This is a genomic window from Sphingomonas sp. PR090111-T3T-6A (assembly GCF_000383095.1).
Classification (GTDB): Bacteria; Pseudomonadota; Alphaproteobacteria; order Sphingomonadales; family Sphingomonadaceae; genus Solisphingomonas.
On sequence record NZ_AORL01000022.1, the window covers coordinates 13,806 to 28,059 of the forward strand.

At 70.2% G+C, this 14,254-nt stretch carries 13 protein-coding genes; 7 read left to right on the forward strand and 6 right to left on the reverse strand.

Features of this window, described 5'->3' with window-relative positions:
• Window positions 1–44: 44 nt before the first annotated feature.
• From hrpB to ST3T6A_RS0115830, 3 genes are read right to left on the reverse strand one after another with little or no spacing between them, the layout of a single operon-like run.
• A complete protein-coding gene (hrpB, locus tag ST3T6A_RS0115820) occupies window positions 45–2,510 on the reverse strand; it encodes an ATP-dependent helicase HrpB (RefSeq protein ID WP_026359772.1) in 2,466 nt (821 codons plus the stop codon).
• 51 nt (window positions 2,511–2,561) lie between these two features.
• Window positions 2,562–3,110: an AAA family ATPase gene (locus tag ST3T6A_RS0115825; RefSeq protein WP_019833927.1), complete on the reverse strand. Its 549-nt coding sequence runs from the start codon at window positions 3,108–3,110 to the stop codon at window positions 2,562–2,564.
• Window positions 3,111–3,123: 13 nt separating this feature from the next.
• Window positions 3,124–4,149 carry a polyprenyl synthetase family protein gene (locus tag ST3T6A_RS0115830; RefSeq protein WP_019833928.1) on the reverse strand — a complete coding sequence of 342 codons (1,026 nt, stop codon included), beginning with the start codon at window positions 4,147–4,149 and terminating at the stop codon, window positions 3,124–3,126.
• A 107-nt stretch (window positions 4,150–4,256) separates the two neighbouring features.
• On the opposite strand from ST3T6A_RS0115830, the gene ST3T6A_RS0115835 reads away from it, so the two are divergent.
• Window positions 4,257–4,538: a chorismate mutase gene (locus ST3T6A_RS0115835; RefSeq protein ID WP_019833929.1), complete on the forward strand. Its 282-nt coding sequence runs from the start codon at window positions 4,257–4,259 to the stop codon at window positions 4,536–4,538.
• Window positions 4,539–4,570: 32 nt separating this feature from the next.
• On the opposite strand, the gene ST3T6A_RS0115840 is transcribed toward ST3T6A_RS0115835, so the two are convergent.
• From ST3T6A_RS0115840 to ST3T6A_RS0115850, 3 genes are read right to left on the reverse strand one after another with little or no spacing between them, the layout of a single operon-like run.
• A complete protein-coding gene (locus tag ST3T6A_RS0115840; RefSeq protein ID WP_026359773.1) occupies window positions 4,571–4,969 on the reverse strand; it encodes a response regulator in 399 nt (132 codons plus the stop codon).
• Window positions 4,966–7,515 (reverse strand): ATP-binding protein, encoded by a 2,550-nt coding sequence (locus tag ST3T6A_RS0115845; RefSeq protein ID WP_083937550.1) that lies wholly within the window; start codon window positions 7,513–7,515, stop codon window positions 4,966–4,968. Before ST3T6A_RS0115845 ends, ST3T6A_RS0115840 begins: the two co-directional genes overlap by 4 nt.
• On the reverse strand, window positions 7,512–8,141 hold the full coding sequence (locus ST3T6A_RS0115850) for a LuxR C-terminal-related transcriptional regulator (protein ID WP_235785828.1): 630 nt from the start codon (window positions 8,139–8,141) through the stop codon (window positions 7,512–7,514). Before ST3T6A_RS0115850 ends, ST3T6A_RS0115845 begins: the two co-directional genes overlap by 4 nt.
• Window positions 8,142–8,331: 190 nt before the next feature.
• Here ST3T6A_RS0115850 and ST3T6A_RS0115855 point away from each other — a divergent pair, with 190 nt between their 5' ends.
• The 6 genes from ST3T6A_RS0115855 (at window position 8,332) to ST3T6A_RS20430 (ending at window position 14,227) form a co-directional block, all read left to right on the forward strand.
• Window positions 8,332–9,006, forward strand: coding sequence for a response regulator (locus tag ST3T6A_RS0115855; protein ID WP_083937554.1), 675 nt, complete (start codon window positions 8,332–8,334; stop codon window positions 9,004–9,006).
• A gap of 90 nt (window positions 9,007–9,096) precedes the next feature.
• On the forward strand, window positions 9,097–9,648 hold the full coding sequence (locus ST3T6A_RS0115860) for a Csu type fimbrial protein (protein WP_019833934.1): 552 nt from the start codon (window positions 9,097–9,099) through the stop codon (window positions 9,646–9,648).
• 30 nt (window positions 9,649–9,678) lie between these two features.
• Window positions 9,679–10,194 carry a Csu type fimbrial protein gene (locus ST3T6A_RS0115865; RefSeq protein WP_019833935.1) on the forward strand — a complete coding sequence of 172 codons (516 nt, stop codon included), beginning with the start codon at window positions 9,679–9,681 and terminating at the stop codon, window positions 10,192–10,194.
• Window positions 10,195–10,224: 30 nt separating this feature from the next.
• Window positions 10,225–10,947, forward strand: coding sequence for a fimbrial biogenesis chaperone (locus tag ST3T6A_RS0115870; protein ID WP_019833936.1), 723 nt, complete (start codon window positions 10,225–10,227; stop codon window positions 10,945–10,947).
• Between the two features lie 17 nt (window positions 10,948–10,964).
• On the forward strand, window positions 10,965–13,271 hold the full coding sequence (locus ST3T6A_RS0115875) for a fimbria/pilus outer membrane usher protein (RefSeq protein ID WP_019833937.1): 2,307 nt from the start codon (window positions 10,965–10,967) through the stop codon (window positions 13,269–13,271).
• A complete protein-coding gene (locus ST3T6A_RS20430) occupies window positions 13,268–14,227 on the forward strand; it encodes a spore coat protein U domain-containing protein (RefSeq protein ID WP_157602942.1) in 960 nt (319 codons plus the stop codon). The genes ST3T6A_RS0115875 and ST3T6A_RS20430 overlap by 4 nt, the downstream gene beginning before the upstream one ends.
• The last annotated feature ends 27 nt before the right edge of the window (window positions 14,228–14,254 follow it).

Sequence of the window (14,254 nt, forward strand, 5' to 3'; positions counted from 1 at the left end):
GGATTCTTAGCTGGGGAGCGCTTGCCGCACGGGGCAAGCTCCCGTCAAGTCCGCTGGGAAGCCTTCTTGGTGCGCAGCGTCGGATCGGCGGCGGCGGGATCGTCGGGCCAGGGGTGGCGCGGATAGCGCCCGCGCATCTCCTTGGCGACGGCGGACCAACTCCCCGCCCAGAAACCAGGCAGGTCGCGCGTGGTCTGGATCGGCCGCCCTGCCGGCGAGGTGAGCGAGAGGATGAGCGGCACCTGCCCGCCGCCCACGGTCGGGTGGACCGAGAGGCCGAACAGCGCCTGCGGGCGAAGCTCGACGGTCGGGCCGCCATCGGCGGCGTAGTCGATGGGGTGAGAGCTTCCGGCCGGGGTCGAGAGCCGGTCGGGCGCGAGCCGGTCGACGGTGCGACGTCCATCCCAGCCGATCAGGCCGTCCATGGCGTTGGCGATGTCGCCCGCCGGAATCGAATCGAGCCGCCGCCGCCCCTCGACCAGGGGGGGCAGCCAGTCGTCGAGGCTGGCGAGCAACGCCTCGTCTGAGAGATCGACGAGCGCGGGATCGAACCTCCCCGCGAAGGCGGCGCGCTCGCGAAGGCGGGCGACACCCTCCGGCCAGGTCAGCAGGCCGAGGCCCCCGGCGCGCACGCCCTCGACGAGCGCGGTGGCGACGGCCTCGGGATCGGGCTTGTCGTCCGGCCCGCCGCCCAGCCGAAGCTGGCCCAGCCGCCGCTCACGCGTGGCGGCGATGCCGCCGGTCGCGGGCTCGAAGCGCACCGCGCGGACGGTCTCGATGCGGTCGCCATAGAGGCGCTCGACGGTCGCCCGCTCGATGGTCGCGGCGGAGAGGATGCGCGCGCCGGCAGCGATGCCCTGAGTCTCGGCGACGGCGAGCCACTCCTCGCGTGCGAGCGGGGAGAGGGGATCGAGCCTGAAGCCGCGCCCGCCCGCGCTCGCCCATGTCTCGCCGGAGGCGTCGCGGCGGCGCGCGATCCGGTCCGGGTAGGCGAGCGCCACGCAGGTTGCGACCTCCTCGCCGTCGACGGCGCCACCCGCGGCCTCCCCGCCCACCAGCTTTGCCCAGCGCCGGGCGAGGCCACGCGCCGCCTCGGCCCGCTTGCCGCGCTCGCCCCGCCAGCGCTGGAGGCGTTGCGCGAGATCGGGCGTATCGCCACCCAGCCCGCGTTCGGAGAGCAGGGCCGCGACCTCGCCCGCGACACCGGCCAGCCCTAGCGGCGCTGTTGCCACCAGCATATGCCCGAGCCGCGGCGGCAGCGGCAGCGCAGCGATGGCGCGGCCATGCGCAGTCGGCCGCCCGTCGGAATCGATCGCCCCGAGCGAGGCGAGCCGCCCGCGTGCCTCGGCCACGGCGGCGGCAGGTGGCACGTCGAGCCATCGGAGCTGCGCCGGATCGGCCACGCCCCAGATCGCGCAATCGAGCAGCAGCGCGGAGAGATCGGCTTCGAGAATCTCCGGCGGATCGTAGGGCGGCAGGCCGGCGGTCGCGGCGGCCTCCCACAGCCGATAGACCACGCCCGGCGCCTGCCGCCCGGCGCGGCCCGCACGCTGGGTCGCGGCCGCCTGGCTCACCCGCTCGGTCGAGAGGCGGGGGACGCCTGCCGCCCGGTCATAGCGCGGGCGGCGCGCGAGGCCGGAGTCGATGACGATCCGCACGCCGTCGAGCGTCAGGCTGGTTTCGGCGATCGACGTCGCCAGCACCAGCTTGCGCGTGCCGGCCGGCGCGGCAGTGATGGCGGCGCGCTGTTCGGCGGGGTCGAGGCTGCCGTGGAGACGATGCAGGACCACATTCGCGGGCAGGCGATCGAGCCGCTCGGCGGTGCGCTCGATCTCGGCCACGCCGGGCAGGAAGGCGAGCAACCCGCCATCCGCTTCATCGGCCAGCGCCTGACGGATGGCAGCGGCCATCGCGTCCTCGATCCGCTGATTCGAATCGCGGCCGAGATAGCGGTGCTCGATCGGGAAGCTGCGGCCGGCGCTCTCGACGAGCGGCGTGCCCTCGCCGATCAGCCGCGCGAAGCGCTCGCCATCGAGCGTCGCCGACATCGCCACCAGCCGGAGATCGGGGCGAAGCGCAACTTGTGCGTCGAGTGCCAATGCGAGGCCGAAATCGCTGTCGAGGCTGCGCTCGTGCACCTCGTCGAACAGCACGGCGGAGACGCCCGCCAGCTCGGGATCGGCCTGGATGCGGTTGCGGAAGATGCCCTCGGTCAGCACCGTCACGCGCGTCGCGGCGGAGCGCCTGGTATCGAGCCTCGTGGCATAGCCGAAGGTCTTGCCGACCGGCTCGCCGGCAAGCTGCGCCATCCGTTCCGCCGCCGCGCGCGCCGCCAGACGGCGGGGCGACAGCAGCAGCACCTCGCCTGTGCACCACTCCTCATCGATCAGCACGGGCGCCACCGCCGTCGTCTTGCCCGCCCCCGGCGGCGCCACCAGCACGGCTGCGGGAGCGGCGCGCAGGGCCGCGAGAAGATCGGGGAGGACGGCGTGGATGGGCAGGTCGATCACATCGAGCGGCTTATGGCGATGCCGGCCGACGCACAACCGCCACGCGTCCGGTCAGGTCGCGAGCGTCTTCAGCACGAAGTCGGCCCGTTCGCCGACGCCGAGCCGGGGCAGGAGCACCACGTCATAGCCGAGCATGGGATAGGCTTCCGCGAGCCGGCGATATTCCGCCTCCGCTTCCTCCAGCCCATGTTGCCGCTCGGCATCGACCCGGTAAATCTCCGGCCAGGGTGGCGCGAGGAACACGCGTCTGTGGAAACGATGATCGCGGCACAGGCCCTCCAGCACGGGCTCGCCGGTGAAATGTTCGAGCGCGACGGCCGCATCGACGAGGCCCCGGTCGAAGAAGATCCACCCGTCCCGACCGGCCGCCGCGATTCGATCCGCCAGCGCCAGGTCGATAGCCCGCCGCGCGAAGGCCGCCCCGTCCACCCAGGGCAGCGCATGTCCACCGGTCGCCAGTTCCTGCTGGACGATCCGGCGGCCCGGCTCCTCGACCACGGCGTGGCCGCGACGGGCCAGCTCGGCGAGCAGAGACGACTTGCCGCCCCCCGAGCAGCCGGAAATCACGACGAAACGCTGCCCGGCCAGTCCTTCGGACAAGCCCGCGGCCGCCTCAATAGGCGCGCGACACCGCGAACTGAGCGGCCTCGATCAGCGCGGACTTGGCGCGGCCGTCGGGGAAGCGGCCGAGCGCTGCGATCGCGCGCTGGCCGTAATGGCGGGCGCGGGCCAGCGTGTCGGCCACCGCGTTGGTCTCCTCCAGCAGGGCGTTGGCGTGGGCGAGGTCCTCGTCCGACACGCGGCGGCCCTCGATCGCGTCCTTCCAGAACTTGCGCTGGACGTCGTCGCCGCGCGCATAAGCGAGGATGACGGGTAGCGTCACCTTGCCGTCGCGGAAATCGTCGCCGGTGTCCTTGCCCATGGTGCGGCCGTCCGACGCGTAATCGATCGCGTCGTCGACAAGCTGGAAGGCGATGCCGAGGTTGCGGCCATAGGCGTCGAGCGCCTCCTCGTCGGCATCGTCGCGCTCGGCGACCACGGCGGCGATGCGGCAGGCGGCGGCGAACAGCGCGGCCGTCTTGGCGCCGATGATGCCGAGATAGCGCTCCTCGTCGGTCTCGATGCGGCGCTGGGCGGTGAGCTGGGCCACCTCGCCCTCGGCGATCACGGCGGACGCGTTGGAGAGGATGCGCAGCACGCGCAGGCTGCCGTCCTCGACCATCAGCTCGAAGGCGCGCGAGAAGAGGAAGTCGCCGACCAGCACGCTCGCCGGGTTGCCCCAGATGATGTTGGCGGTGCGGCGGCCACGGCGCATCCCCGAGCCATCCACCACATCGTCGTGCAGCAGCGTGGCGGTGTGGATGAACTCGACCGTGGCGGCCAGCTTGTGCTGGCGCGTGCCGCCGTAGCCGAGCAGCTTCGCGCAGGCGAGCGTCAGCATCGGCCGCATCCGCTTGCCGCCTCCGGCGATCAGGTGTCCGGCCAGCTCCGGGATGAGCGGCACCTCGCTCTGCATCCGCTCCAGGATCACCGTGTTCACCTGGTTCATGTCCGACGCGATCAGCGCCACCAGCGGATCGAGCGAAGGCGCGGGCGTGCCCGGCGCGGCGGAGTGGAGGGGATGGACAGTCGCGGTCATGTCGGGCCGTCCTGTGAGCCTTGATGCGTATAAAGGCAAGCTAGGCTTGCATGTAAGGCGGACGCCCGCGAAGAGAACGGCGGATTTTGCCGGAGGACGCACGCACGATGACCGACGACACGCTCAAGCGCTATCGAGAGAGCATCGACAATATCGACGCGGCTCTCGTCTTCCTGCTGGCCGAGCGGTTCAAGGTCACCCAGGCGGTGGGCCGCTACAAGGCGGAAGCCGGGCTGCCACCGGCCGATCCGGGCCGCGAGGGCGAACAGATCGCGCGGCTGCGCGGGCTTGCCGAAGCGGCGCATCTCGATCCCGATTTCTCCGAGAAATTCCTGCGCTTCATCATCGACGAGGTGATCCGCCACCACGAGCGCGTCCGCGAAAGCTGACGCGTCGCGCCCGGATGCCGGAGCGCCGCCCGTCAGTGGGCGAGCGCCCGTTTGTCCACCATCATGCGCACTTCGTCGGCGAGGCGGATGGGGTTGAAGGGCTTCACGATCACACCGTGCACGCCCATCCGGCGATAGGCCTCGATATCGGCCTTGCCGGCGCGCGCCGTCATGAAGATCACCGGCAGATTCGCATAGACGGCGAAGGCGCGCACCGCCTTGAGCGCGGCCGGGCCGTCCATATCCGGCATCATCACGTCGAGCAGGATCGCATCCGGCCGCCAGCGAGCGGAACGGAGCAGCGCCAGCATCTCGATGCCCGACGAGACGGAGCGCACCTCCATCCCCGGATCGAGCCCCAGCGCCATCACCGCGATAGTGCGGATGTCGTGATCGTCGTCGACGCACAGGATCTTCATGGGTTCGTTCATAAGCCAGCCACGTTAACAGGCTCGCCGGCCAGGATCTGGCGGATCGTATGCGCCAGGCTGGTGAGCGAGCGTCGGGATTTGATCAGCACGGCATCGACGCGCCCCCGCACTTCGGGGCCGACATCCTCGGCCGAATAGATGATGGTCGGGATCGCCTTCCCGCCGGCGGCGGACAGTTCCGGCAACAGGTCGAGCCCGGAACCGTCCGGCAGGTTGAAGTCGAGGATGACGATATCCGGCACATGGTTCGCCAGCAGCGCGCGCGCCGAGGCGATGCTGGTCGCGCGCAGCACGCGGCCCTGATCGGCGAGCGCCATCGCCGTCACCTCCTGCACGTCGGGATCGTCGTCGATGTGCAGCAAGGTCGGGCGATCGGAGGATACATGGCCGACGGCGCGGCCGATCGCCTGACGCAACCGCTCGGGATCGACCGGCGTGTCGAACCAGTCGACCAGATCGAGCGTCAGGCGCGCATCCTCCGTGCCGCCCGCCTCCGCCCCGACACCCGAGACGACGATCACCGGCAGCGCGCGCGTCACCGGATTGCGCCGCAGCGCGCGGACCGTCTCCAGCCCGTCGCCATCCGGCAGCGTCCGTTCGATCAGCATCACATCGTAACGGCCGGAAGCCATGCTCTCCTCCGCCTCGCGCCCGGTGCCGACGCGATCGACGATATGCCCCTCCCGATCGAGGACGGCGCGGAGCGCGGCGGCCTCCCCCTCCTCCGGCTCGCAGAGCAGCACGCGGGCGCGGCCCTGCTCGTGAGCCGGGGATACCGCCTTGTGGGCCAACGGCAGCGAACAGGTGAGCCGCGCGCCGCCATTATCGGCGCTGCCGAACCAGATCCGGCCGCCATGGGCCGCCATGATCTCGCGCGAGATGGCGAGGCCGAGGCCGGTGCCGCCCGCGCCCGCCATCGCGCCCGTGCCACCCCGCGTGGCGGGATGGCGCGCCTGGGCGAAGCGCTCGAAGATACGATCGTGAAACTCGGCGGGGATGCCGGGCCCTTCATCCTCGACCGCCAGTTGCGCGGTGCCGCTCTCCGCCAGCAGCGACACCCGCACCTCGCCTCCCTCCGGCGAATAGCGGATCGCGTTGGACAGCAGGTTGGTGACGACCTGGAGCAGCCTCTCCTCGTCTCCCTGCACGACGATCGGCCGTTCGCGCGCCGACAGATCCAGCCGCACCCGCCTGGTGTCGGCCAGGCCGCGGCTTCCTTCGATCGCGCGCTCCGCCATCGCCACCAGATCGACCGGCTCGCGCTCGAACCGCATGCGGCCGGAGCTGATCTTCTCGATGTCGAGAATGTCGTTGATAAGCCGGATCAGGCGGCGGCTGTTGTTCTCGGCGATCTCCACCAGCCGGTGCGCCGCGTCTGGCAGCTCGCCCACCGATCCCGCCCGCAGCAGGCCGAGCGAGCCGACCACAGAGGTGAGCGGCGTGCGCAGCTCGTGGCTGACCGTGGCGACGAACTCGTCCTTCAGGCGCTCGACAGCCTTCCGCTCCGAAATGTCCCGGATCGCGGCGACGATGTGCAGCTCGCCCGGCAGCGGCATCAGGCCGAGCCCGATATCCACCGGCACGAGATGGCCGTCGCGATGGCGGACGGTGCGGTCGAGCCAGCCGGTCTGCTCCAGCCGCCCGTCGACCAGCCCGACGCGCGTGTGGAAATGCCCCTCGCCGTCCATCACGTCGAGCAGGGTGGAGGCATCGCGGCTCACCAGCTCGGCCGGGCCATAGCCCAGCATCCGCGTGGTCGCGGCGTTCACCGCCTCGATCATGCCTTGCGGGTTGAGGATCACGATCGCGTCGGTGGTGCTGGCGAAGATCGCCCGGAGCCGCGCCGCCGCATCATGCGCGCGAAGCTCGACGCGATGCTGCTCGATCCGCGAGCGCCAGAGCATCCACAGCGCCAGCAACAGGATCAGGCTGACCGTCAGGTTCAGCGACCAGACGAAGCGCTGGAGCGAAGCGTTGCGATCCCGGATGAGCTGGAGCCGGGCCGCCATCGTGCCCTCCTCCTTCTCGATCAGCGCGGTGACGATGCTGCGCGCCTCGTCCCCCTCATGATGCTCGTCCAGGCTCGGAAGGCGGGCGTCCGCCTCCGCCGATGCCCCCTGCGCGCGTCCCTGGATCGCGCCGGCCATCGCGCCGAACCGGGCGCCGAGCAGGAGCTGGAGCCGCGCGATCCGCTCGGACTGCACCGGCTCGTCATCATATAGCTCGTTCAGTTGCGCGAGATCGGACGCCACCCGAAGCCGCGAACGATCGAAATCGCGCAGCATCGCCGTGTCGCCGGTGAGGATATAGCCCCGCTCCGCCGCCTCGGCGCCGGACAGCTCGCGCAGCAGTTCGCTGGTAACGATCCGCTTCTCGAAGGAGGTGCGGATGACGCTCCGCATCGTCCGCAGGTGCTCCGTCTGGAAGCTGAACCACAGAGCCAGCGCGAACAGAAGCAACGGGCTCAGCACGCCCAGAAGCAGGAACGGCGTCCGCGACGGCCGACGCTGCACGGGCGCGGCAGGCGCGAGCAGCGCCTCCATCATGGGAGGTCGTCCGGCCGATCCGCCAGGAGGGGTTGCATGGCGAGGATCGCCTGGGTGCGGTTGGTGACGCCGAGCTTGCGGAAGATCGCCGTCATATGCGCCTTCACGGTCGCCTCGGTGACGCCGAGTTCTCCGGCGATCTGCTTGTTGAGCCGGCCGTCCGCCAGCGCCATCAGCACGCGGAGCTGTGCGTTCGACAGTTCGGAGATGCGCTGCCGCGCCGCCACCGTTTCCGGCCGCCCGCTGCCGATGCCGGCGGGAAAGACCGTCTTGCCGGCCAGCACCGTCCGCAGCGAGGCCAGCGTCTCGTCGAGCGGCTGGGCCTTCGACAGATAGCCTGCCGCGCCGAGCGCGCGCGCCGCTTCCACCAGCTCCGGCTGCTGGCGGGCGGAGACGATCACGATCGGCACGTCGCCCAGCGCGTGCTGGAGCCGCAGAAATCCCGAAAAACCCCGCGCGTCCGGCAGTATAAGATCCAGCAGCGCAAGCCGATAACCCTTGTGGCGCGCTATGGCCGCCTCTGCTTCGGCAATGCTGCCGACGCTGTCGATCGTCAATTCCGGCATGGCGACGCGCGCGGCGAGAGCCAGCCCTTCACGGATCAGCGGATGATCATCCGCAAGCAACAAACGCGCTGCCAAACGCCACCCCCTGTCTGAATGGAGTGCCCCCGCACCCCATTTTCCTCTACCTTGGTCGATATTTGCTTCAGAATTTGCAGAAACTCCGTCTCTATTCAATGAAGCATTCGCCCATAATTGGGGCATCAGATAGAAATATGTTTTGCACAGTCGTGCTACAAACTGGATTAATACGATGGTGGAAAATCCATCCATTCTTGTTGTAGATGACGAAGCGGTTAATCGCGGCATCGCAGGCATGATGCTGGGACAGGCCGGCTGGCATGTCGACACGGTGGAGGACGGGGCCTCGGCGATCCTTGCCGTGCGCCGGCACCCTTATGTGCTGGTGCTGATGGACATCCAGATGCCGGACATGGACGGCTTCGAAACGGCCGCGGCGATCCGGGGCGAGGGCGGCACCATGCCCATCATCGCCTTCACCGCCCTTCCGCACGCCGAGGCCGCCGACCGGCTCCATGGCGCGGGCATGGACGGCTATATCGGCAAGCCCTTCACCGCGCCCGAGCTGCTTGCCGCGGTCGAGCCGTGGCGACCATCGGCGAAGCCACATGACAGCGCCCGCCTCGCCGCGCTGTTCGGCGAGGCGGAGATCGACGCGATGCTCGGCCGCTTCCGCGAGCAGCTCGCCGATGCCCTGGCCGCGCCCGACGGCCCCGGCGAGCGCCGCTCCCGCGCGCATCGGGTGGCGGGGATCGCCGGCACGCTGGGGTTTCCCGAGGTCTCCAACACCTGGCTCGCCGTGTCGGAAGGCGAAGACTCGCAATGGGAAGCGGCCCGCATCGCCGCGCGCAAGGCGCTGGCCGAGCTTGGACGCTCCAGGGAAACACCCGAAGAGGCTAGACCCTAGTCTAAATCGCCCGGCCGACGGCCTTTCCGCAGAGGCTTGTTAACCATGCCGGGCGCTTCTCGATCCTGCCAAGCACAACAGGATCATGCCATGTTCCAGCTTCATTCACCGACCCGCGTCATCGGCCTCGCCACCCTGGCCGTCGCTGCGGCGGCGCTGGGCTCCGCGCCGGCCAAGGCCGACTCCTCGACGGGCACGATCGGCGTCTCGCTGAACATCAACGCGTCCTGCATGGTTAACGGGGCCGCGATGGCCTCGAACCTCGGCCAGATCGGCAGCATCGCCTTCACCGACCAGTCCGGCATCTTCGGGGACACCAGCGCCCAGCTCGTCGCCACCGGCGGCGGCAACGCCATCTCGGTGCTCTGCTCGCCCGGCCTCACGCCTTCGCTGACGATCGGCACGGGCGCGCACGACGACAGCGGCGTGCATCGCATGGCGTCGGGCAGCAACATGCTTCCCTATCATCTCTACAGCGATGCCGGCGCCACCGACGAGATCACCATCAACCAGCAGATCAGCCTCGGCACCGCGACCACCACCGCCTTCAGCGTGCCGCTCTACGCCCATGTGAACAGCGGCGGCGTGGTGCTGCCCGCGGGCTCCTATACGGACACGATCCAGGTGACGCTGAACTGGTAGCTTTGGGGGAAGCGAGAAAAAGCGATCGTCATGCGCCGCCTCGGGCATCCCGCGATCGCCCTGATCGGCCTGCTCGCAGGAGATCCGGCCTCGGCGCAGATGACCAAGGCCTTTCAGGTGTCGGCCGACATCGTCAACGGCTGCCTCGTCGCGACCAGCGGATCGGGCGATTGGGGTGACATCGCGCTGGGCAGCGTCTCCAGCTCGGCGACGGGCACCGTCGAGGCCGACCTGCTCTCGGGCGGGGCGAGCGGCATCCAGATCGACTGCACGCCGGGCCTGACCGTCAGCCTCACGGCCGATAACGGGAACCAGCCGAACGGCGGGACGCGCCAGCTCGCCATCGCGGGAAATGCCAGCGCGCGGGTGCCGTACCAGCTCTACGCCAACGGCAGCGCCACGCCGTGGACGAGCCAGGCGATCGGCCTCTCCTTTCCGGCGGGCACCTCGCACATGGCGGTTCCCGTCCACGCCAAGGCCATGCTGCCCGGCTCGATGGTGGCCGGCACCTATTCCGACACGGTTCGCGTGACGCTCAGTTGGTGAGCGCGCGCATCGCATGGGGGGATTGATGTGATGACACGCCGCGTCCTTGCGCTGCCTTTCCTCGCGGCCGCGATGCTGGCCGCCACGCCGCTGCACGCGGGATCGGTGGTGCTGTGGCCGATCGATCCCGTCATCGCGAGCGGCGAGAAGGCCACCGCGCTCTGGATCGAGAATCGCGGCCCTGCCCCCGTCACGCTCCAAATCCGCTCCTTCGCCTGGAACCAGTCGAACGGGGACGATCATTTCGACCGGCAGGACGAGGTGATCCCGAGCCCGCCCATCGCCCATGTCGCGCCCGGCCAGCGCCAGCTCGTCCGCATCATCCGCCGCACCACCGGCGCAGCCCCGGCCGAGCATTGCTATCGCCTGCTGGTCGACGAGCTGCCGCCGCCGATCGACGCCTCCCGCGCCGATGCGGTGAGCGCACACCTCGCGGTGCAGATGCGCTATTCGATCCCGCTCTTCGCCTATGACGGAACGGGCGCCCGCGGCACACCCTCCCTCGCCGCGCGCACCGTACTGGTGGACGGCAAGCCCTATGCCGAGATCCGCAACACCGGCGACATCCACGCCCGGCTGGTCGACCTGCGCGTCGTGCGCGGCGGGCGGACGGTGACGGCCGCGGCCGGGCTCATCGGTTATGTTCTGGCGGGCTCGACGATGCGCTGGCCCTTGCCGGCGGATGCGCCGCTCGACGGCGCGCTCGTCGTCAACGTCAACGGCACCGACACCAGCCTGACGCCGACCGCCTGAGCCCGCGCACCGATGCCATGCGGCGCCTTCTCCTCCTTTTCCTCCTGCCCACGGGGCTCGGACAGGCCGGGGTGGCGATCGCGGCCGCCAGCCTGCCGCCGATCGACCCGGCGCCGGCCAACCAGCCGCTGTTCGTGGAGATCGTGCTCAACGGCCGCCCGTCCGGCGACGTGGTGCCGCTGATGCTGCGCGCTGGCGAGCAGATGGTGAACAGCGCGGACCTGCGCGCGGCCGGGCTGCTGATCTCAGGAGGCGGGATGGTCAACGTCGCGCACATGCATGGCCTCACCGCGCAGTATGACGCCATGGGCCAGACGCTCCGCCTCGACGCCTCGCCCGATCTGCTGCCGACCAACCACATCGTCGCCGAGAATCGCGAGCGCAGCCCGACCGTCGCCAATGTCGGCGCGATGCTGAACTACGACGCCTATGTGCAGCGCAGCGGCAGCCTCACCACCGCCTCGCTGTGGACCGAGCAGCGGCTGTTCGGCCCGCTCGGCACGCTCTCCAACGACGGCACGCTGCGCGCGACCGAAGGAGGCGGCTCGTCCGCGGCGCGAGGCTATCTGCGCTACGACACGCGCTATCGCTATGTCGATGAGGATCATGCGCTGGCCTTCACGGCGGGCGACCTCATCACCCAGTCGCTGCCCTGGACGACCTCGGTTCGGATGGGCGGCCTCCAGATCGCGCGGGACTATCGCGTCCGGCCCGACCTCCTCACCATGCCGCTGCCGAGCTTCGCGGGGAAGACAGCGGTGCCCTCCGCCGTGGACCTGTTCGTCGACGGCTATCGCCAGCAGGGCGCGGACGTCGCGCCCGGCCGCTTCGTGCTCGACAACATCCCCGTCGTGAACGGCGCGGGCGAGGCCACCATCATCACCACCGACGCGGTCGGCCGGCAGGTGGCGACGACCATCCCCTTCTATGTCTCCTCCCAGCTCCTCAAGCCCGGCCTGCTCGACGGATCGGCCGAGATCGGCTTCCTGCGCCGCGGCTATGGCCTGCGGAGCTTCCAGTATGGCGCACTCGCGGCCAGCGGCACGCTGCGGCGCGGGCTCACCGATCATGTCACGGTCGAGGCGCATGGCGAGGCGACGCGCGGGCTGGCGCTGGGCGGCGCGGGGCTGGTCTGGTCGCCGGGACTGATCGGCACGCTCGCCCTCTCCGCCGCTGCCAGCCATGCCGACGGGCGCACCGCCAGCCAGTGGACGGTGGGCTACAGTTACTCCTCGCGCCGCTTCACGATCGCCGCCGAGCATGACCAGCGCTCCGGCGCCTATCGCGACCTCGGCAGCTTCGACCTCGCGAGCTTTGCCCCCACGCGGCGCAGCGACCGCGTCGTCGCGAGCGTCAATTTCGACCGGCAGGGCAGCGTGGGCCTCGCCTTCATCGACGCGCGCACGCTCGCCGGCCCGCGCACGCGGATCGGCTCGATCTCCTATTCCCGCTCGCTCGGTCGCTTCGCCAGCCTGCTCCTGAGCGCGGACCACGACTTCGCCGCGCACAGCAGCAGCGCGCAGCTCCGCCTGATCGTGCCGTTCGGCCGCAATACGATGAGCGCCGGCCTCAGCCACGATCCAAGTCGGGGACTCCTCGGCGAAATCGACTATGCCCGCTCGGTGCCGAGCGAGGGCGGTTTCGGCGCCAATGCCGGCCTCGCCTCCGACGAGCATGGCCGCGCTTATGGGCAGGGCACGCTCACCTGGCGCGGGCCGGCGGTGGAGGTGCAGGCCGGCGGCGCCTTCGCGCAGGGCCAGAACTCGCAATGGCTGAGTGCGACCGGCGCGCTGGTGGTGATGGACCGTGACTGGTTCGCCGCCAACCAGGTGTCGGACGCCTTCGCCGTCGTCTCCACCGACGGGACGCCGGGCGTGCCCGTCTCCTACGAGAACCAGCCGATGGGCGTCACCGACAGGCGCGGCCATCTCTTCGTGCCGGTCATCACCTCCTACCATCCCGGCCGCTTCGCCATCGACACGCTGGGCCTGCCCGCCGACCGCGTCGCGACGACGGTGGAGCAGCGTATCGCGCTCCGCGAGGGCACCGGAGCGCTCGTGCGGATGGGAATCCGCACCGTCCACAGCGCCACCGTGACGCTGGTGGACGAGCGGGGCCGTCCGCTGGCGCCCGGCGGGCGCGTCAGGCGCGCCGACGCCGCCGACACCGAGATCGGCTGGGACGGCATCGTCTATCTCGACGACATCCCCGGCCGGACGACCTTGTCGGTGCTCCGCCGCGACGGCGTGCGCTGCCGCGCGGAGGTGCTGCTGCCGGCGGATGCGAAGCCGCTCGCGCAGATCGGGCCGGTGCCGTGCCGGTGACGCTCGCCCGCCTCCTCCTCGCGATGATGCTGGCGGTGCTGCTGCCCGGCGCGGCAGAGGCGGCGTCCTATTGCACCGTCTCCTCGCCGGCCTTCACCTTCCAGCCCTCCTCCTCCTACGACGTGCAGGCACAGGCCATCCCAGCGATCGGCGGACAGGCGGGCCTCACCTGCAACGCCTCGTCGATCAGCCTGCTCGGCACCAACTATGCGAACGCGACGATGACGAGCGCCAACGGCTTCAAGCTCATGGCCGGCCCCGGCGGCGACGCCATCCCCTTCAGCGTCTCGGCCGATCAGGCGGGGACCATCCCGTTCACGCAGGGCGGGACGGTCAATTATACGAGCAGCTCGCTCCTCTCGCTGGGCATCCTGACCGGCGGCACCTTCACGCCGATGACGTATATGAAACTCGCCGCCGGCCCGAACGTCGCCGCCGGCACCTATACCGACACGCTGACGGTCGCCTGGAGCTGGAACATCTGCATCGTGGCGGTGGTGGTGTGCGTCACCTCCGACACCGGCACGGGCACCTCGACGATCGTGGTGACGCTCAAGGTCAATCCCGACTGCAAGATCACCGCGAACGACGTCAGCCTCGGCAGCGCGCCGCTCGCCAGCCAGTTCAGCATGGCCACCAGGGCGGTGCTGACCGACTGCACCAAGGGCAGCATTTATCAGGTGTCCTTCACCGCCGGCGGCAACAACAGCGCGCGACCATGGCGGGCGATGAGCGACACCGGCGGCCACAGCCTCCAGTACAACATCTACCTCCCCGACGGCGTCACCATCTGGGACCAGAGCAATCCGCAGACCAACCAGGCCAATGGCGGCAAGGGCACCGGCCTCGTCTCGCCCGCCCAGCAGCAGACCTACAGGATCGGCGTCAACCCGGCCCAGACCACCCCGCCGGCGGGCCATTACACCGACACGGTGAGCGTCGTGCTCAGCTTCTGAACGCGCCCAAGCGGCTCGACAGGCGGG